The 17630-nt window shown below is 67.3% G+C and carries 18 protein-coding genes; 15 read left to right on the top strand and 3 right to left on the bottom strand.

What is annotated here, in order from left to right; translation table 11 throughout:
• Nucleotides 1–55: 55 nt before the first annotated feature.
• Both ACGFH6_RS22670 and ACGFH6_RS22675 read left to right on the top strand, forming a co-directional pair.
• Nucleotides 56–556: a hypothetical protein gene (locus tag ACGFH6_RS22670; protein ID WP_393387010.1), complete on the top strand. Its 501-nt coding sequence runs from the start codon at nucleotides 56–58 to the stop codon at nucleotides 554–556.
• A complete protein-coding gene (locus ACGFH6_RS22675; RefSeq protein WP_393387013.1) occupies nucleotides 553–1458 on the top strand; it encodes an aldo/keto reductase in 906 nt (301 codons plus the stop codon). The genes ACGFH6_RS22670 and ACGFH6_RS22675 overlap by 4 nt, the downstream gene beginning before the upstream one ends.
• A 24-nt stretch (nucleotides 1459–1482) precedes the next feature.
• Here the strand turns inward: ACGFH6_RS22675 and ACGFH6_RS22680 are convergent, their stop codons facing one another.
• Nucleotides 1483–2244, bottom strand: coding sequence for an IclR family transcriptional regulator (locus tag ACGFH6_RS22680; protein ID WP_393387016.1), 762 nt, complete (start codon nucleotides 2242–2244; stop codon nucleotides 1483–1485).
• Between the two features lie 274 nt (nucleotides 2245–2518).
• On the opposite strand from ACGFH6_RS22680, the gene ACGFH6_RS22685 reads away from it, so the two are divergent.
• The 8 genes from ACGFH6_RS22685 to ACGFH6_RS22720 all read left to right on the top strand — a co-directional run bounded on the left by ACGFH6_RS22685 (nucleotide 2519) and on the right by ACGFH6_RS22720 (nucleotide 10537).
• On the top strand, nucleotides 2519–3922 hold the full coding sequence (locus ACGFH6_RS22685; RefSeq protein WP_393387019.1) for an extracellular solute-binding protein: 1404 nt from the start codon (nucleotides 2519–2521) through the stop codon (nucleotides 3920–3922).
• Nucleotides 3919–4851: a carbohydrate ABC transporter permease gene (locus ACGFH6_RS22690; protein ID WP_393387022.1), complete on the top strand. Its 933-nt coding sequence runs from the start codon at nucleotides 3919–3921 to the stop codon at nucleotides 4849–4851. Before ACGFH6_RS22685 ends, ACGFH6_RS22690 begins: the two co-directional genes overlap by 4 nt.
• A complete protein-coding gene (locus ACGFH6_RS22695; RefSeq protein WP_393387025.1) occupies nucleotides 4848–5768 on the top strand; it encodes a carbohydrate ABC transporter permease in 921 nt (306 codons plus the stop codon). The genes ACGFH6_RS22690 and ACGFH6_RS22695 overlap by 4 nt, the downstream gene beginning before the upstream one ends.
• A 23-nt stretch (nucleotides 5769–5791) precedes the next feature.
• Nucleotides 5792–6238 (top strand): Rieske (2Fe-2S) protein, encoded by a 447-nt coding sequence (locus ACGFH6_RS22700; RefSeq protein WP_393387028.1) that lies wholly within the window; start codon nucleotides 5792–5794, stop codon nucleotides 6236–6238.
• Between the two features lie 79 nt (nucleotides 6239–6317).
• Nucleotides 6318–7211 (top strand): PDR/VanB family oxidoreductase, encoded by an 894-nt coding sequence (locus ACGFH6_RS22705; protein WP_393387031.1) that lies wholly within the window; start codon nucleotides 6318–6320, stop codon nucleotides 7209–7211.
• A gap of 28 nt (nucleotides 7212–7239) precedes the next feature.
• Nucleotides 7240–8334 carry an amidohydrolase family protein gene (locus ACGFH6_RS22710; protein WP_393387034.1) on the top strand — a complete coding sequence of 365 codons (1095 nt, stop codon included), beginning with the start codon at nucleotides 7240–7242 and terminating at the stop codon, nucleotides 8332–8334.
• An 8-nt stretch (nucleotides 8335–8342) separates the two neighbouring features.
• Nucleotides 8343–9452 (top strand): amidohydrolase family protein, encoded by a 1110-nt coding sequence (locus ACGFH6_RS22715; protein ID WP_393387037.1) that lies wholly within the window; start codon nucleotides 8343–8345, stop codon nucleotides 9450–9452.
• Nucleotides 9449–10537, top strand: a complete 1089-nt coding sequence (locus ACGFH6_RS22720; RefSeq protein WP_393387040.1) for a mandelate racemase/muconate lactonizing enzyme family protein — start codon at nucleotides 9449–9451, stop codon at nucleotides 10535–10537. Before ACGFH6_RS22715 ends, ACGFH6_RS22720 begins: the two co-directional genes overlap by 4 nt.
• 161 nt (nucleotides 10538–10698) lie before the next feature.
• On the opposite strand, the gene ACGFH6_RS22725 is transcribed toward ACGFH6_RS22720, so the two are convergent.
• Complete coding sequence (locus ACGFH6_RS22725) at nucleotides 10699–11511, bottom strand: hypothetical protein (protein ID WP_393387043.1); 813 nt, start codon at nucleotides 11509–11511, stop codon at nucleotides 10699–10701.
• A 223-nt stretch (nucleotides 11512–11734) separates the two neighbouring features.
• Between ACGFH6_RS22725 and ACGFH6_RS22730 the strand changes: the two genes are divergently transcribed.
• From ACGFH6_RS22730 to ACGFH6_RS22745, 4 genes are all read left to right on the top strand, one after another.
• Nucleotides 11735–14041, top strand: a complete 2307-nt coding sequence (locus ACGFH6_RS22730; RefSeq protein WP_393387046.1) for a BTAD domain-containing putative transcriptional regulator — start codon at nucleotides 11735–11737, stop codon at nucleotides 14039–14041.
• A 75-nt stretch (nucleotides 14042–14116) separates the two neighbouring features.
• Nucleotides 14117–14476: an ArsR/SmtB family transcription factor gene (locus tag ACGFH6_RS22735; RefSeq protein ID WP_393387049.1), complete on the top strand. Its 360-nt coding sequence runs from the start codon at nucleotides 14117–14119 to the stop codon at nucleotides 14474–14476.
• Nucleotide 14477: 1 nt separating this feature from the next.
• Complete coding sequence (locus tag ACGFH6_RS22740; protein WP_393387052.1) at nucleotides 14478–14969, top strand: SRPBCC domain-containing protein; 492 nt, start codon at nucleotides 14478–14480, stop codon at nucleotides 14967–14969.
• A gap of 79 nt (nucleotides 14970–15048) precedes the next feature.
• Nucleotides 15049–15669 (top strand): dihydrofolate reductase family protein, encoded by a 621-nt coding sequence (locus ACGFH6_RS22745; RefSeq protein WP_393387055.1) that lies wholly within the window; start codon nucleotides 15049–15051, stop codon nucleotides 15667–15669.
• A 62-nt stretch (nucleotides 15670–15731) separates the two neighbouring features.
• On the opposite strand, the gene ACGFH6_RS22750 is transcribed toward ACGFH6_RS22745, so the two are convergent.
• The gene (locus ACGFH6_RS22750) at nucleotides 15732–17072 is read right to left on the bottom strand and encodes a PLP-dependent aminotransferase family protein (protein WP_393387057.1); all 1341 of its coding nucleotides are present in this window, start codon (nucleotides 17070–17072) and stop codon (nucleotides 15732–15734) included.
• Nucleotides 17073–17218: 146 nt separating this feature from the next.
• Between ACGFH6_RS22750 and ACGFH6_RS22755 the strand changes: the two genes are divergently transcribed.
• On the top strand, nucleotides 17219–17584 hold the full coding sequence (locus ACGFH6_RS22755; protein WP_393387060.1) for a VOC family protein: 366 nt from the start codon (nucleotides 17219–17221) through the stop codon (nucleotides 17582–17584).
• Nucleotides 17585–17630 lie beyond the last annotated feature (46 nt).

Here is a 17630-nt window from a genome sequence, read left to right on the forward strand (position 1 = left end):
TTGACGGAGCCTGTCTAGTACTTGATGATGAGTGTCAAGTAGTGGAAGGGTGGTCATGGTCGAGGAGTTGCCGTCCGAGCGCGAGCTCGTCGAACAGCTGATCGCTCTGGTGGAGATCCGGCTGCTCGATCCGCTGGAGATCCTGCTGGAGTCCGATCAGCCCGGGCTTCACGATCGGGTGGTCGAGATGGCCGCGGCGTGGGCGTCGCGGCTGCTGGGCGAGGACGAGGTTGCTGCCAGGTTCACCGCGATCCGTCTGGTCAGCACGCTGTATCCCGGTGACCAGGGGTTCACGCCGCCACCGGGCTGGTGGCAGACCCCGTTGGGTCAGGTCATGGTCCGCAGGGTCGGGCATCCGACCGCGGAGTCCGTGTCGTACGCCGTAGCGGGTGCGATGCTCGGGATCACGCGCCAGGGCGTCCACGACCTGGTGGTCCGCGGCAAGCTCGACCGGCATGAGAACAAGGGCGTGACGACCGCCTCCGTGCAGAAACGCATCATGTCCGCCAACGCGACGGAAACCGCGTCGCGCGCAACACCAGGAGATCGTCCGTGAGTCACAGCAACATGCCGGCCGAGGGTCTCAGCGTCAACCGGCTCGGGTACGGCGCCATGCAACTGCCCGGACCGATGATCTGGGGCCCACCCACCGACAAGAACGCCGCGCTGGCCGTACTGCGCAGGGCCGTGGATCTGGGCGTCGATCACATCGACACCAGTGTTGCCTACGGCCCCGATATCGCCAACGAGTTGATCCGTGAGGCGCTGCACCCGTACCCCGACGGCTTGGTGATCGCCACCAAGGTCGGTGTCGCCCGCGACGAGTACAAGTCGTTCAACGCCGAAGCGGGCCCTGAGCAACTGCGTGATCAGGTCGAGCGGAATCTGGTCACGTTGGGCCGACCGTGGCTGGACCTCGTGTACCTGCGCGTCGGTGGCGACGGCATGCTCTTCCCCGACGAGACGCCGTTCGAGGAATCGTTCGGCGCACTCGCCCAGCTGCGGGAACGCGGCCTGATCCGCAACCTCGGTCTGAGTGGTGTCACCGTCGAGCAACTCGAGGCGGCTCGTGCGATCGCCCCGGTGGCCGCCGTACAGAACCGCTTCCATCTTCTTGACCGCAGCGCGCTGGACGTACTGCGCCACTGCGAGAACGAAGGTATCGCGTTCGTGCCGTACTTCCCGCTGGCTGCCGGAATGCTGAATCCGGGCATCGACAAGTCCCAGCTTCCGCCAGGCATGGGCCTCAGCGACGACGCGGAAGTTGCCCTCGACAAGCTCACCGCCCGGTACGGCGCCACCCGCTCGCAGGTCGCACTCGCTTGGCTTCTGGCGATATCCCCGGCGATCCTGCTGATCCCCGGCAGCAAATCCGTCGCCCACCTCGAGGAGAACCTCCGAGCAGGATCAGTTCAACTCACCGACACCGACCTCGAAGAACTCGACAAGATCGCCTGACGCCGTGATGCTACGCACACAGGGTCACCCCAGCAGGCCGAGCAGTTCCTTCGCGATCGCTTGGGCCTCGCTGATCAGCAGCGGGACGGCCGTCTTGCCGAGCTCCTGCGTCATTCGGAAGGTCGGGCCGGAGACCGAGATAGCCATCGAGATCGGGACATCGGGGATCGCGACTGCGTAGCAGACGACGCCGATCTCCTGTTCGCCCTTGTCGGTCGCATAACCCGCGCGGCGGATCCGGTTGAGTTCGGTGCGGAGCTTGGCCAGGTCGGTGATGGTGTGCGCGGTCTCGGCCGGCATGCCGACCCTGCTGACGATGCGCTCCACCTGCTCGTCGGACAGGCCGGCGAGGATCGCCTTCCCGACCCCCGTCGAATGGGCGTGCGCGCGGTGCCCGACCTCGGTGAACATCCGCATCGCATGCCGCGAGGGGGACTGGGCGATGTAGACGACCAGGTCGCCTTCCAGGACCGCCAGATTCGCCGACTCGCCGATCTCCCGGGCGAGCGTGTCCAGGTGCGGTGACACGATCGGGCCGAACTGCGACTCGACCCTGCCCGCCAGTCTCGTCAGCTTGAGCCCCAGCCCGTAGTGCCGGTTCGGCAACTGGCGTGCGTAGCCGAGTGAGACCAGCGTCTTGAGGAATCGATGCGTGGTCGGAGCCGGGACGTCGATCGCGGCCGAGAGCTCGGTCAGCGACGAGTCGCCGCTGTCGGCCAGCAGCTCGAGCAGGTGGAACGCCCGTTCGACGGATTGGACACTCCCCGACGTCCTGTTCTCCACCATCCCGCTCTCTGTCTCAACCCCCACGCCGGGATTCGCTGGAGCCAGCATAAATGGTGCGTCGGGCGAGTCGGAGCACGATCGATAGCTTCCGCATATTGGAACTGCTCTTCCGCATAGTGTTGACAGCTCTGCGTCAGTGAGCGAACACTTGGACCACCCAGATCAATAGCCCACAGCTCTCAGGCGCCGCGTAGTACATCGGTGTAGAGAGCTGTCGTCGCGCAGACTTCGGGGGCCTGTGCCGGGCGAACCCGCCTTGCCGAGGGAGACACTCATGACTTCCGGCTCGTTGCTCACCCGCCGCCGATTGCTCCAAGGGGGCCTGGGTCTGGCTGCCGCCGGCGTCGCCGGGACCTCGCTGACCGCGTGCGGCTCAGGATCGTCCGGTACGCCGTCAGGCTGGACAGAGGTGACCTTCAGTTCCGTCGGCGATCCCACGACCCAGAAGATGTTCAAGGACATGATCGCGGCTGCTCAGAAGGAGAGCCTCGACGAGCACAAGATCAAGATCGTCTGGAAGCCCGCGCCCGGCGACGACTGGGCGAGCGTCATGCTGCAGTTCGCCTCCGGTACGGCGGCCGATCTGCAGCGCATCGACGACGACCGGGTATACGACCTGGCGACCAACGGCAAGATCCTGCAGCTGGACAAGATGATGCAGGACGCCAGTACAGGGTTCGATCTGACCAAGTACAGCCCGACGTTCACCACCAAGGTCGCGGTCGAGGGGTATCAGTTCTCGATCACGCCCGGCATGAGCGCGAATGCCCTGTACTACAACAAGAAGCTGTTCGCCGATGCCGGGCTCACGGCGCCGACCTCGTGGGCCGATGCGTGGAGCTGGGACGAGTTCGACGCGGCCGTCAAGAAGCTGACGAAGAAGAGCGGCAGCCGGACCGACACCTACGGTCTGCAGTACGCGGTCAACACGATCCAGCCCACGGCGTACGGTGCTGGTGACACCGCGCTCTACAACAACCAGACCGAGTGTGGTTACGGCAAGCCGGAGACGCTGGACGCGATCGACAAGCAGATCTCCTACATCCGCGAGGGTTACGCCCCCACCATCGACGTCGAGTACCTGCCGCTGTTCAACGCGGGAAAGCTCGCGATGACGTGGCAGGCCATGGACATCAGCGCGCAGATCAGCAAGGACGTCGACTGGGACGTGATGCCCTGGCCCAAGACGCCGCTGTTCGCCATGACGAAGAACTACGCCCGGACCTGGGTCATCCCGAAGACCGCGAAGGATCCGCAGGCCGCCTTCCTGGCGATGAAGGCGCTGTGCGGCAAGGCGGCCTCGGACGTCATGGCCAAGGCACAGTTCGCCGTACCGGCGCTGACCGAGGTCGCCAAGAGCGCGGCGTTCACCGACCATCCGCGGCCGAAGACGGCCAGCGTCTGGGCTGAAGCGCTGGGCACCGCCGGCGGCCACCCGGTCGACGTACCGTTCCCGCGTGGGCCGATCGGGACGGCACTCGCCGACTCCTTCGTCGAAGGCACCAACGCCAACAACCTGGTCAGCGGCAAGCTCGCCACCACCGACTACCTCAAGCGCGGACGGGATGCCGTCAACGCCGAGATCAAGAAGCGCGGCTGGAACGGGGACAAGGGCAAGGAGTTGCTCGAGAAGGGAGGAGCGCTCACCGATCCCGACCTGAAGGTCGCGGCGAAGTGACGGCCACCCAGACCCTCCCGGCGCGGGACCCTGCGGCGGCCGACCAGCGCCGCGGAGGGCGGCGCCGCAACCTCCGCGGCTGGATGTTCATCGGTCCGGTCGTCCTCGGGACGCTGCTGTTCAACGTCATCCCGGTCCTTCCGACCCTGGTGACGAGCTTCACCGACTGGGACGGCCTGGCCGCGCCGAAGTTCACCGGCGTGGCCAACTACAAGGAGATGTTCTCCGGGCAGGATCCGCTGTTCGGCAAGAGCCTGATCAACACGGCCATCTACACGGTCGGGTACGTCCCGGTCGGGATCATCATCGGGATCGCGCTGGCCGTGCTGGTCAACAACCGGCTCCGGGGGATGGCCGTCATCCGCGCGCTGATCTTCCTGCCGTACGTGACCTCCCTGGTCGCTGTCGGCGTCGTCAGCCGGTGGGTGTTCAGCGATCAGTACGGCGTGATCAACGCGGTCCTGGCGTCGTTCGGCATCACCGGACCGCACTGGCTGGGCGAGCCCGGATCGGCCATGGCCGCGGTGATCGTCACCGCGATCTGGGCGAACATGGGCTTCAACATGATCATTGTCCTGGCCGGCCTGCAGGGGGTCCCGGAGACGTTGATCGAGGCGGCCACCCTGGACGGGGCCGGCCGGTTCTCACGCTTCTTCCACGTGACGCTCCCGTTCCTGACGCCGACGATCTTCATGTTGCTGATCCTGCAGACGATCGGCTCCTTCCAGGTCTTCGCCCTCGTCCTGGTGATGACGGGCGGCGGACCGGGTGACGGCACCTACGTCTACATCTACCACCTCTGGTACGAGGCGTTCTCGCTGCGACGGATGGGCTACGCCTCGGCCCTGGCGATCGTGCTCTTCGCTGTGCTTCTCGCGGTCACCTGGATCCAGAACCGGCTTTCGAAGAGGTGGGTGTTCTATCAATGACGGTCGAAGACACTCGTGCTCCCGAACGGATCGCACCACCGCGGCCGCCGCTGCCGGTGGACGCTGCCGGCAACGAACGGCGACGGCGGGCCGGCCGGATCGTGGGACCGACGGCGACGTACGTCGTCTGCGTCGTCGCGGCGTTGATTGCCATCGGCCCGTTCCTGTGGATGTTGTCCAGTTCGTTCAAGGAGCCGGGCGACGTGATCAGCCTGACCCCGCGCCTGCTCCCGAACCCGTTCACCCTCGACAACTACGCGTACCTGATCAACAACGGCGTCCTGCCGTTCATCCGGTTCCTGGGCAACAGCGCCTACATCACGGTGCTGGTGATCATCGGCCGGCTGATGGTCTGTGCCCTGGGCGCCTACGGCTTCGCGCGGCTGCAGTTCCGCGGGCGGGACGCCGCCTTCGGGCTGTTGCTCGCATCGCTGATGATCCCGGACATGCTGATGGTGCTGCCGCTGTACTCCGCCTACGTCAAGGCCGGCCTGATCGACACCCACTTCCCGTTGATCATCCCGCCGATCGTCGCCAACACGTTCGGCACCTTCCTGCTCCGGCAGTTCTTCATGACCATCCCCAAGGAGTACGACGAGGCCGCACTCGTCGACGGTGCCAGCCATTTCCGGATCTTCGTGAGCATCATCCTGCCGCTGTCGAAGCCGGCCCTGGCCACGCTGGCGGTGCTGACCTTCGTCAACGTGTGGAACGACTTCTTCGGCCCGTTGGTCTACCTGAGCGATGTCAACAAGTTCACCGTCCCGGTCGGGCTGGCGTTCTTCCAGACCCAGGACAGCACGCAGTACGGCCCGCTGATGGCCGGAGCGACGCTGGCCATCATCCCGACCGTCCTGGTCTTCGTCTTCGCGCAGAAGTACTTCACCCGCGGAATCTCGATGACCGGAATCAAATGATGCCTTCTGGACAAGGAGACAATGTGACCAAGTACGTCGTGGCGACGGTCGACGAGATTCCACCCGGCCAGCGGAAAGTGGTCGAGATTGCCAAGCGGTCGATCGGCGTCTTCAACGTCAAGGGCAACTTCTACGCGATCCGCAATCAGTGCCCGCACGGTGGCGGACCGATGTGTGAGGGCGTGACGTCCGGACTGGTCCGCTCGGACAGGCCCGGGAACTACGACTACATCATGCGCGGGGAGATCATCCGCTGTCCCTGGCACGGCTGGGAATTCGAGATCGCCACCGGGCAGTCCTGGTTCGACCCCGCGAAGACCAAGGTCAAGGCGTATCCCACCGACGTGGAGTCCGGTGAGGCCCTGGCCAGGAATCCGGAGCTGTCCGCGGCCGGGTTCCAGCCCGGTCCGTACTCCGGTGAAACGTACGAGGTCGAGGTCGACCGCGACTATGTCATTGTCAATATCTGACGCCCCAGGGGGAGCGGAGGCGGTGCGCGAAACGACCATGCGCCTGCGGGTGAGATCTCACCGGCAGGTGTCGTCCGGCGTGACCGAACTCTTGCTTGTCGCCGACGACGCCTCGGAGTTGCCGTCGTGGACCCCGGGGAGTCACATCGACGTACAGGTTCGCCCCGGGCTCGTTCGGCAGTACTCGCTGTGTGGGGATCCCGAGGATCGCCACCAGTGGCGCATTGCCGTGTTGCGCGAACCCGAGAGCCGTGGCGGCTCCGCCGCGTTGTGCGAGCGGATCCAGGCCGGTGACGTACTGACGGCGACCGGGCCGCGCAACCACTTCCCGCTGCACGAGTCCCCGCGGTACCTGTTCATTGCCGGCGGCATCGGAATCACGCCGATCATCCCGATGATCGGCGCGGCGCACGCGGCCGGCGCCGACTGGCGACTGGTGTACGGCGGTCGCAGCGCGGCGTCGATGGCCTACCGGGACGAGCTCGGGAGTTTCGATCCCGAGCGCGTTCTCGAATGGCCGCAGGACCGTCGCGGCCTGATCGAACTGGATCGGCTCCTGGACGAACCACAGCCCGGGACGCTGATCTACTGCTGCGGTCCCGAACCCCTGATCGCGGCCGTCGAGGCGAAGAGTGCGCACTGGCCGCACAAGTCGCTTCAGGTCGAGCGGTTCGCGCCGAGACCTCTCACCGAGGTCGCGCCCGACACCTCCTTCGAGATCGAACTGGTCGACAGTGACGAGGTCCTCGTCGTACCGCCCGGCCGATCCATCCTCGAAGTCGTGGACGAGGCGGGGATCTACGTCTTGTCGAATTGCGAAGAGGGCACCTGCGGCACCTGCCAGACGACCGTACTGGAAGGCATTCCGGATCATCGGGACTCCGTTCTCGACGAGGACGAGCGCGCCGCCAACGACACGATGATGATCTGCGTCTCGCGCGCGCTGTCCGCCCGATTGGTCCTCGACCTGTGAGTTCCCAACCACGAAGGTGAGATCACAAGTGGCCACCCAACAACTCGAGAACTACGCACGACCGCGGCAGTGGGCCGGACTCGACCTGGTCGACACCGACGTGCACATCAACCTCGACAACCTGCGGAGCCTCTTCCCCTATCTCGAGGCGCGGTGGTGCGACTACATCACCGAGTCCGGGATGGGCGGGCTGGCCTCGAACCTCTATCCGTCCAATGCGCCGAATCTCTTCCTCGAGGGATCGCGGCCGGACCAGGGACCGCCCGGATCGAGCCTCGAGCTCCTCCAGCAGCAGCTGCTCGACCCGTGGCAGTTGCAGTACGCGATCCTCAACTGCACCTATGCCATCGACTCCGTCCACAACGACGACCTGGCGGCGGCGCTCGCCCGGGCGCTCAATCGCTGGCAGTTGCACGAGTGGCTGGAGCAGGATCCGCGCCTGCGGGGCTCGGCCGTGCTTCCGCTGCAGAATCCGGCGTTCGCGGCCAAGGAGGTCGAATGGGCCGCGCAGCACAGCCAGTTCGTCCAGGTGACCGTGCCGTCGCGCAGTCGTGAGCCGCTCGGCCGGCGCGGGTTCTGGCCGATCTACGAAGCCGCGCAGCGGGCCGGCCTCGTCGTCGGCGTCCAGGCCGGAGGTCTGAGCGGCAACCCGGTGACGCCGGTCGGCTGGGCGACGTACTTCGTCGAGGACTACGTGAGTGTTCCGCTCGCGTTCCAGGCGCAGTTGATGAGCTTCGTTGCCGAAGGAGTCTTCGTCCAGTACCCCGAGCTGACCGTCGCGACGATCGAGGGCGGCTTCAGTTGGCTGCCGCCGATGATGTGGCGGTTCGACAAGGACTGGAAGGGGCTGCGCCGCGAGGTCCCGTGGGTGGAACGTCCGCCGTCGGAGGTGCTCCGTGACCACGTCCGGATGACCATCGCGCCACTCGACCGGCCCGACACCCCGCAGTTCCTCGTCGAGGTCATCGACCAACTGCTCTGTGACGAGATGCTGATGTTCTCCACCGACTACCCCCACGCGCACTTCGCGAACGCCGCCGACGCGCTGCCCGAGGGGATCTCCGGGGATCTGCAGACCAAGATCATGTCCGGCAACGCGCACGCGACGTACCGGCTGGGATGAGGAGAGACATGACACAGACACAGACACAGCCGCGGGCCGTACGCCGTACCGCCGCGAAGCAGATGATCATCGACTGCGACATCCACAACGTGATGGCACCCGGAGCCCTGGAGCCCTACCTCTCGAATCGCTGGCTCACCCATCTGAAGACCTTCGGCTCGCGCCAGCACTCGGGCAACGTGTATCCCAAGGGATCGCCGGCCCGGTACGACGCCTTTCCGCCGTCCGGACTGCCCGCCGGTGCCGATCTGGGGTTCATGCAGAAACAACATCTCGACGGGCTGAACGTCGAGTTCGGAATCCTCGGTCCGCTCAGCGGCTCCGGCAGCCAGCTCGATCCGGAGTTCTCCGCGGCGTTGTCGGCGGCAACGAACGACTGGCAGATCAAGGAGTGGCTGGAGCCGGAGCCGCGGCTGCGAGCGGGCATGATCGTGCCGGCGGAGCACAGCGAGCAGGCGGTCGCCGAGATCGAGCGGCTCGCGGGTCATCCGGGGTTCGTGCAGGTGCTGCTGGTCGCACGCAGTGCCGCGCCGCTCGGCGACCGCCGCTACTGGAAGATGTACGAGGCCGCCGCCCGGCACGATCTGCCCGTCGGCATTCACTACGGCGGTGGCGTCCGGGGCGTTCCGATGAGCGCCGCGGGCTGGCCGTCGTTCTACCTGGAGGATCACGCGGGGATGTCCGCGGCGTTCCAGGCGCACGTGGCGAGCCTGATCTTCGGCGGGATCTTCGAGCGTCTCCCGAACCTGCGCATCGCGCTGATCGAGGGCGGGTTCGCCTGGCTGCCGTCCCTGGCCTGGCGGATGGACACCCATTGGCAGCGCTTCCGCGCCGAGGTTCCACAGGTACGTCGCCGGCCGTCGGAGTACCTGCGCGAGCACTTCTGGACGACGACGCAGCCGATCGAGGAACCGCATCGTCCGGCCGACCTGCACAAGGTGTTCGAACACCTCGGCGGGACCGACAAGGTGATGTTCTCCACCGACTATCCGCACTGGGACTTCGACCATCCCGCGCACGCCTTCCAGGTCCGGTTGCCCGCGGCGCAGCGGGACAGCATCTACACGGAGAACGCGCGCGCGTTCTACAAGCTGCCGGCACGGGCGGAGTCGCTTTGACCAAGATCACCTCGATCGAGACGTTCGACGGCCATGGCTGCATCGTCCGTGTCCGTACCGACGACGGGCTGGTGGGGTACGGGCAGACGGCGCACTCCGAGGCCCGGATCACCGGGGAGGTGCTGCACACTCTGGTCGCGCGGAACTATCTGGGCCGGGACCCGTTCGACGTCATGACCCTGGCCGAGGAGTGCGCGCGTGCGGAGTACAAGTACTTCGGCAGCTTCCTGTTCCGGGCCTTGGCCGGTGTGGACACCGCGCTGTGGGACCTGGTGGGCAAGGCGAAGTCCCAGCCGGTCTACCAGTTGCTCGGTGGAAAATTCCGGCCGTCGGTGCCTGTCTACGGTTCGGCCATGCGTCGCGACACGACGCCGGAGGAGGAGGTCGACCGGATCGTCGCCGCCGTCGCCGCGCACGGGTTCCGCGCGGTGAAGGTCAAGATCGGCGAGCGCAACGGCCGCGATGCGGAGTCGCGATCCGGCCGGACCTGGCGGCTGGTTCCCTTGTTGCGCAAGGAACTCGGCGATGACATCGAGATCAGCGCGGATGCCAATGGTGCCTACTCCCCGGGTCAGGCGGTCCGGGTCGGGCGACTGCTCGAGGACTACGACTGTCTGCACTTCGAGGAGCCGGTGCCGTTCTGGGAGTACGAGAACGCCAGCAGTGTCGCAGCGACCCTCGACATCCCGGTCGGACTCGGGGAGCAGGAGTTCTCGGTCGAGAACATGCGACGGATCGTCCAGGACGGCATGGCCGACGTCATCCAACCCGACGTCTGCTACATCGGCGGCATCACGCGGGCCCGGCAGGTTGCGGATCTGGCCAACCTTGCCGGGCTCCCGTGTGTCCCGCACTCGTCGGGGAGGTCACTGACGGCGATCTTCACCGCGCATCTGGTGACGGCGATGCCGGCCTGCAACCTCTTTCACGAGTGGACCATCGAAGACGCCTCCAACATGCGGGTCTACGAGCCGTTCCCGGTCGCCCGCGACGGCGAGGTCGTCCTGTCCGACGGCCCCGGCTGGGGGGTCGAGATCTCCGACGCCACGCTGCAGCGCATGGAGCGCCGGATTTCCACTCTCTGAAACCGGCGACCAAAGCCTTGTCGACTCGGCTCGCCGGCAACCGCCGTGGCGAGGAGACGAACGAAGGGGCCCGGTCGTCAACCGGGCCCCTCCTCCTTCCCCTGAGAAGGTCCACTGGCCCTTCGTCGAGGTTGGCTCGGCGCTGCGACCGCCAAGTCCGTTCAGATCCCCAGGCCCTTCCCGTCGACGATCAGGCCGGCGGGCGGCGCCTTGGGTGCGGGAACGCGGCCGTAGTCGGTGAAGGTCATGAAGTCGCGGCCGCCACCGTTCTGGAAGCGGACCGGCCGCGCGGTACGGGTGTCGACCCAGAGAGTGGCACCCTGTGCCACCAGCCCGACCGACAGGACGCCGTCCACCATCTTCTTGCCGGTCTTCGTCGGGCGGCCGATCTCTGCGAAGAAGCCCTTGAAGAAGGTGTCCTGCTTGGTCATGTCGATCAGAGTCCGCCCCTCGGCGTCAATCTTGGACGGTTTGATCCACTTTCCCTTCAACAGGGAGAGCATCGCGCTCGTCTCAGCCTTGCTGGCCTTGTCCGCCTTGGCCATGGCGCGGATGGTTGCCTCCGACATGAGCATGTAGACGTCCTTGCCGATGACGCGGTAGGTGATCGGCAGACCGGCCAGGAGGAAGGCACCCTGGCCGCCGCCCTTGCTGAGCTGCAGGTCGAGCCGAAGGTCTCCTGTGCTGTCCACCAGGAGGCCCTTGACCCTCACCCCCGGCGCGGCGCTTGCTGCTGCCTTCGCCCGGGCAAGGAGGGTTTTGGCGGGCAGTGTGGACAGGTCAGGCGGCGCGGGCGGCGTTACGGTGGCCGACGGACTTGCCGAGGCGGCCGGGGTGCTCGATGAAGTGGTGGCTGCAGGGGTGGTGGTGGCAGGGGTGGTGCCGGCCTCGTCGGTGGGGCCGCAGCCGACGAGTACTGCGGCCAGCAGCGTAGTGCCGGCCCAGGCGCCGACTCGATTCCAGGGGAAGAACATGAGGAAGTACTCACTTTCTCGTCCGCCGGTGACGTCCGGCGCAGGTGGTGGACCGCCGGTGACGTCCGGCGGTGACGAGATCGACTCTGGTACGGCGTACTGCGGTCCCGCTGCCGTCTACTGCGGCCCCACTGCCGGATAGACTGCCGTCCCACTGCCGGACCTGCGCAGCCGCTGCGACGGGTGTTGTTCGGCACGGCGCGCAGGGTTGGGGGGTGCGGTGGTGGGCGTAGTCCGGTTCGAGCTGCTCGGACCGCTCCAGGCTCGGCGGGACGACCGGGTGCTCGACCTGGGTCCAGCCAAGCAGCGCGCGGTCCTCGCGACGCTCCTGCTGTCAGTGAACCGGCCTGTCCCGATCGCGCGCATCATCGACGTCGTCTGGCAAGGCGAGCCGCCGGGCAACGGCACCAACGTCGTCCAGAAGTACGTCGCGGGTCTGCGGCAGGTCCTCGAACCAGATCGCGCACCACGCAGCAGCGGAGATCTCCTGGCCCTGACCGCCGGCGGCTACGTCCTCACTCTCGCGGCCGGCAGCACCGACACCGACCTCTTCGACGAGCTTGTCCGGCAGGGCCGGCAACTCCGGACCATGGGAGACCTCGAGCAGGCGGCTGCCACCCTCCGCAGCGCCTTGGACCTCTGGCGCGGCAGCGAGGCCTTGGCCGGACTCAGCGGTCCCGTCTTCGACGCGGCGCGCCGGGAGCTTGAGACTCGCCATGCAGCCGCAGCCGAGAGCTGGGCCGACCTGGAACTGGATCTCGGCCGCCATCTGAGCCTGCTGCCCGAACTCACCGGCCTGCTGGGCCGCCATCCCTTGCGCCAAGACCTCCACGCCGCCCACCTGATTGCTCTCTATCGCACCGGCCGCCAAGCCGAGGCGCTCGACGTCTACCGCGCCACTACCCAGCTGCTCAAGTCCCATCACCAAACCCTCGGTCCGCGGCTCCAGGCCCTTCACACACGCCTCCTGAACAACTCCCCGGACCTGCTCCCACCGGCGGCAGGCGCGGGTCTGCGCTTCGACGTACTGGGTCCACTGCGAGCGAGCCGCGACGGACTCCCGCTACAGCTCGGCCCCAGCAAGCAGCAGGCCGTCCTGGCGACCCTGCTCCTGTCGGCGAATTCGGCAGTACCGCCGGACCGCATTCTGGAGGCTGTCTGGCCCGACGACGGACGGCCGGACAACGGGCCCAACGTCGTACAGAAGTACGTCGCGGGTCTGCGGAAGGTTCTCGATCCGGACAGGGCTCCGCGGAGTGCTGGGCAGGTGCTGAACCTGACGGTTTCCGGCTATCGGCTCACAGTCGCACCGAACGGCTCCGACCTCGACGAGTTCGCCGCCCGGATCAGTAGAGCACGTGAGTTGCGAGCCGGCGCCGACCTCGAGGCGGCAGCGACGGAGTTGCAGGCAGCGCTCGGACTCTGGCGAGGTGAACCCCTGGCCGGCTTGCAGGCCGGGTCCTTCTTCGATGCCGTCCGCGACCGCTTGAGGGATGATCGGGCGTCCGCGTTGGAAGACTACGCGGAGGTCCTGCTGGAGCTGGGACGACTCGATGCCCTGCTCGAGTCCCTTCCAGCGCAGATCGAGGAGTTCCCACTGCGTGAGCGACTCCGCGCCGTACTGATGGAGGCTCTCGACCTCAGCGGCCGGCGTACGGAAGCGCTTGCGGCGTACGACGAGACCCGGCGACTGCTGGTGGGGGAGTACGGGATCGAACCCGGCCAAGTGCTGCAACGCCTTCACGCCCGCCTGCTCCAGGATGACGAGCCACCCGGAGGACGGATTCCACGGCCTGAAGCGGCAACACCACAGCCGGCGAGCGACGCCGCACCTCCGTCAGGTCCGCTTCAGGTCTCCTGGCCGCAGGTGCCCAGCGTCCCTCGACGCACTCGCTTGCAACGCATCCTGCTGAAGGTCCTCGCGGCCGCCTTGCCGATCGTCACCTGGGGATTTGCCTGCGGTCCGATGATGGCTGTGCTCGCCTGGCGCCGCCGTAGCCGTCTCCTGGGTGCATGCGCGGTCGGGTACTTCGCTCTGCAGTGGACCGGCGTGGTGATGTTCACGCAAAGCCCGGAAGACTTCAGCGGCATCCTCGACGACCTCGGCATGTCGTTGATGATCTTTCCCTTCCTCCTCTGCTCGGCCCAGGCGGCCGTGATCGTTGCCCCGGCACCCTCCGCCGCCGACCACGACCCTGCCGAGGAACACCGGCGCGTCGCGCGCGAGATCGCGGCTCGCTCACCGCTGTACGCGCAGCGGCTCGGCATCGGCCGCCCCGACCTCCCGCGGACGTTCGACGACGGCGGTCTGGTCGACCCGAACCATGTGCCGACGGAGCTTCTGGCCGCGGTCCCCGGCATATCGCTGCAGCACGCGGTCCTGATCGTGGTCGACCGGACCTATCGTGGGCCGTTCAAGTCGGTCGAGGAGCTGGCTGAACGGGGACTGCTGCCGCACCCGCTGCCGAGGTCCACCCGCGACCACCTCGTCGTCGTGCAGCCGGACGACGGGTCGCCGATCGCACACTAGCCTCCTGGCCGGCAGGCGGCCGAGGTCGCGCTGGGGCCCCTTGACATCCTCACCCCAGGACACATACTTAGGTATATGCCTAAGTATTCGGACGGGGCCGACGGCGACGCCAAGCTCGACCGGATGTTCCGCGCACTGGCGGACGGCACCCGCCGGGCGATGGTCGCCCGGCTGGTCCAGGGGCCGGCGTCGGTGAGCCAGCTCGCCGAACCGTTCGGCATGGCGCTGCCCACCGTCGTCCAGCACCTCGGGGTGCTGGAGGAGGCGCAGATCGTGTCGTCCGAGAAGGTCGGCCGGGTGCGCACATACCAACTCGTACCCGACGCGCTGGTCCCGGCCAACGCCTGGATCGTGGCGCACCGCCGCCCGCAGGAACGCCGGCTCGACCGCCTGGGCGACTACCTCACCAACCATGACCCGACACAGGAGCAATGACATGACCGACCGCACCCAGACCCACGCCACGTTCGTTCTCGAGCGCGAGTACCCGGTCCCGATCGACCGCGTGTGGGCCGCCTTCGCCGACCCCGAGATCAAGCGCAAGTGGTTCGGCAGCGACGACTTCCTCTACGTCGAGCGCTCCGACGAGTTCCGGGTCGGCGGCGTGGCGATCGACGACGGGCGTCTGGGCGAGGACGGCCCGCTGTCCCAGTTTCGCGCCACGTACACCGACATCACGCCCAACGAGCGCATCGTCTACACCTACGACATGTGGCTCGACGGGGTGCACGCGTCGACGTCGATCAGCACGATCGTGTTCGAGCCCACCGACGGCGGCGCCGGCCCGGGGACCCGGCTCACGTTCACCGAGCAGGGCGTCCACCTCGACGGTGTGCACGGTCCCGGGCCGGAGGCCGCGGCCGGTCGCGAGTCCGGCACCGCCGGCCTGCTCGACGCGATCGGCAAGCTGCTCGCCAACGCCGGCTGACCCCGTCCGGCTGGTGTTCGAGGCGTTCACCGAGATCGAGACCCCTGAACGAAACAACACTTAGAGAAGCGGAGAACTGATGGCTGGGAAGGTGTTCTTCAGCGTGACGATGTCGCTGGACGGCTTCATCGCGCCCGAGTCCCTCGACGACTTGATGGGGAAGCAATGGATGGAACTGCAGGCGTGGGCGTTCAGGCAGCGGTTCTTCCGGGAGAACCTCAAGCTCGGAAAAGGCGGCGAGGAAGGACTGGACAACGACATCGCTCGAGGAACGTTCGAGCGCACCGGCGCGAGCGTGATGGGCAAGCGGATGTTCGACGCCGGAGAGAAGATGTGGCCGGAGGAGGCGCCGTTCCACACGCCGGTCTTCGTCGTGACGCACGAGAAGCGTGACCCCTGGGAGCGGCCCGGCGGCACCACGTTCCACTTCGTCAACGACGGCATCGAGGCCGCGCTCGACCAGGCCCGCGTGGCCGCCGGCGACCGCGACGTCCGCATCGCCGGCGGCGGCGCGACGATCCTGGAGTACCTGAACGCCGGCCTGATCGACGAGTTCTCGATCGCGCTGTCGCCCTTGCTGTGCGGCTCCGGAATCCGCCTGTTCGAGGGCGTGGACGCGGGCCGCATCGCCCTGGAGCCGGTCCGCGCGGAGCCTTCCCCGAGGGTGACCCACCTGACCTACGCCGTCCGGGAACGGTAGGCGGACGCGAAGGAACACGCACGGTGCTGTGCGTTCTGGAGGAATGCGAGCTGACTTTGCCACTAGGTTCGCGAGGCGCCGGCCTTCTTGAGCAGCGCCGCTAGTGCGGCGGTGGCCTCGTCGATCTTGGTTTCTGGCAGGCGGCCGTATCCGAGGACGAGTCCACGGTCCCGGCTCGGGGTGAGCTGGAGCGGCGAGAGCGCCTTCACCCCGATCCCTTGGGATGCCGCAGCGCCGGCGATGGCGATGTCGTCGGCGTTGTCCGGCAGCCGGAGCAGGATGTGCATGCCGGCGGCGGAGCCCTGGACGGGTAGTTCGGGCAGCGTTGTCGCCAGGGCCCGGACGAGCCGGTCCCGGCGGCGCCGGTAGGTCTGGCGAGCACGCGCTACGTGCCGGTCGTAGTCGCCGCTGGTCAGGAACTCGGCGAAGGCGAGTTGGTCGAAGGCGGGTGAGCCCGAGTCGGCCAGTCCCTTGCGGGTGCGCACTTCGTCGACCAGACCGGCCGGCAGACTCATCCAACCGAGGCGAACGCCCGGTGCGAGGGTCTTCGACGCCGTACCGATATGGACGACCCGGCCGGGGGCGAGTCCTTGGACGGCGCCGAGCGGCGTACGGTCGTAGCGGAACTCGGCGTCGTAGTCGTCCTCGAGGATCAGGCAGTCGTGGCTGGTCGCCCAGTCCAGCAGCGCCACCCGGCGGCGCGACGTCATGACCGAGCCGGTCGGGAACTGGTGGGCCGGCGCGACCATGATCGCGTCGGCCCGGCCCGGCGTCAGGTCGTCGGTGCGCAGGCCGTCGGAGTCGACCGCACAGCCGACCGCGCGCAGTCCGGACTGCTCGATCCCCGCGGCCAGGTCAGGGTGAGTCGGGCTCTCGACCGCGATCCATCGCGCGCCGCGGGCGAGCAGTACCCGGCACATCAGATCCAGCGCTTGGGTGAACCCCTGGGTCACGACGATGCGCCCCGGATCGACCCGGACTCCTCGCACCCTGGCGAGGTAGGAGCTCAATGCCGTGCGCAGTTCGATCCGGCCCCGGTGGTCGCCGTAGTCCAGAGCGGCGTCGGGAGTGTTGCGGAGAGCCTTGCCGACCGCGCGGGTCCACTCCCTGCGCGGAAAGAGCCGGACGTCGGGAGTGATCGCGGTCAGATCGAACCGCCACGCCGGAACATGCGGATCGGGCGCGGCCGGAGCGGCGGCGTGCACCGCGGCCACCACCGGCGCCGCCCGCTCTCTGACATCGAGGTAACCCTCGCTGGCCAGCTGCTCGTACGCATCGGTGGTCACTCCTCGCGACACCCCGAGATCCGCGGCGAGTCGCCTCGAGGACGGCAACACCGTTCCCGCCGTCAGCCGGCCGTCCTGGATCGCGATCCGCAAGGATTCCCGCAGTGACTGGCGCATGTGGCCTCGCCGGAGGACGAGGTCGACGAAGAGATCTCGTCCGCCACTGGCCTCATCGGAGGCTGATTCGGTGGCTCTGTTCGCGATGCCAACCACGGTAGACCCTCGGAAGTGGCGGTCAACCGCCAGTTCATCGAGGAGGAGAAATGACTGTACAGAGCGTCGCCGTGGTGTCCGTGCCGGTCTCGGACCAGAACCGTGCCAAGGCGTTCTACGTCGACAAGCTGGGCCTCGAGCTCGTTCGTGACGACGACTCGATTCCGGGCCTGCGCTGGATCCAGGTCACGCCCGGCGGGGGTGGTGCTTCGTTGACTCTCGTCGACTGGTTCGAACAGATGCCGCCGGGCAGCGTGCAAGGCCTGGTGCTGAGATCGGACGATCTGGACGCGGACTACAAGACGATGAGTGCGAACGGCGTACCGTTCGACGGTCCGCCCGAGCAACAGCCGTGGGCCACCGAAGCCGTCCTGCACGACCCGGACGGCAACATGATCGTCCTGCAACAGACCTGATCACCTGCCTGGGGAAGGCCGCGGCCTTCCCCAGGCAGCCGCAGAC

It is taken from the genome of Kribbella sp. NPDC049227, from assembly GCF_043197265.1.
GTDB lineage: Bacteria > Actinomycetota > Actinomycetes > Propionibacteriales > Kribbellaceae > Kribbella.

What these genes read in the sequence shown, in the direction of transcription:
- ACGFH6_RS22755 (WP_393387060.1), top strand. Translation starts at nt 17,219, where the DNA reads ATGACTGTACAGAGCGTCGCCGTGGTGTCCGTGCCGGTCTCGGACCAG.
- ACGFH6_RS22740 (WP_393387052.1), top strand. Translation starts at nt 14,478, where the DNA reads ATGACCGACCGCACCCAGACCCACGCCACGTTCGTTCTCGAGCGCGAG.
- ACGFH6_RS22735 (WP_393387049.1), top strand. Translation starts at nt 14,117, where the DNA reads ATGCCTAAGTATTCGGACGGGGCCGACGGCGACGCCAAGCTCGACCGG.
- ACGFH6_RS22670 (WP_393387010.1), top strand. Translation starts at nt 56, where the DNA reads ATGGTCGAGGAGTTGCCGTCCGAGCGCGAGCTCGTCGAACAGCTGATC.
- ACGFH6_RS22750 (WP_393387057.1), bottom strand. Translation starts at nt 17,072, where the DNA reads ATGCGCCAGTCACTGCGGGAATCCTTGCGGATCGCGATCCAGGACGGC.
- ACGFH6_RS22715 (WP_393387037.1), top strand. Translation starts at nt 8,343, where the DNA reads ATGACACAGACACAGACACAGCCGCGGGCCGTACGCCGTACCGCCGCG.
- ACGFH6_RS22725 (WP_393387043.1), bottom strand. Translation starts at nt 11,511, where the DNA reads ATGTTCTTCCCCTGGAATCGAGTCGGCGCCTGGGCCGGCACTACGCTG.
- ACGFH6_RS22680 (WP_393387016.1), bottom strand. Translation starts at nt 2,244, where the DNA reads ATGGTGGAGAACAGGACGTCGGGGAGTGTCCAATCCGTCGAACGGGCG.
- ACGFH6_RS22745 (WP_393387055.1), top strand. Translation starts at nt 15,049, where the DNA reads ATGGCTGGGAAGGTGTTCTTCAGCGTGACGATGTCGCTGGACGGCTTC.
- ACGFH6_RS22685 (WP_393387019.1), top strand. Translation starts at nt 2,519, where the DNA reads ATGACTTCCGGCTCGTTGCTCACCCGCCGCCGATTGCTCCAAGGGGGC.
- ACGFH6_RS22695 (WP_393387025.1), top strand. Translation starts at nt 4,848, where the DNA reads ATGACGGTCGAAGACACTCGTGCTCCCGAACGGATCGCACCACCGCGG.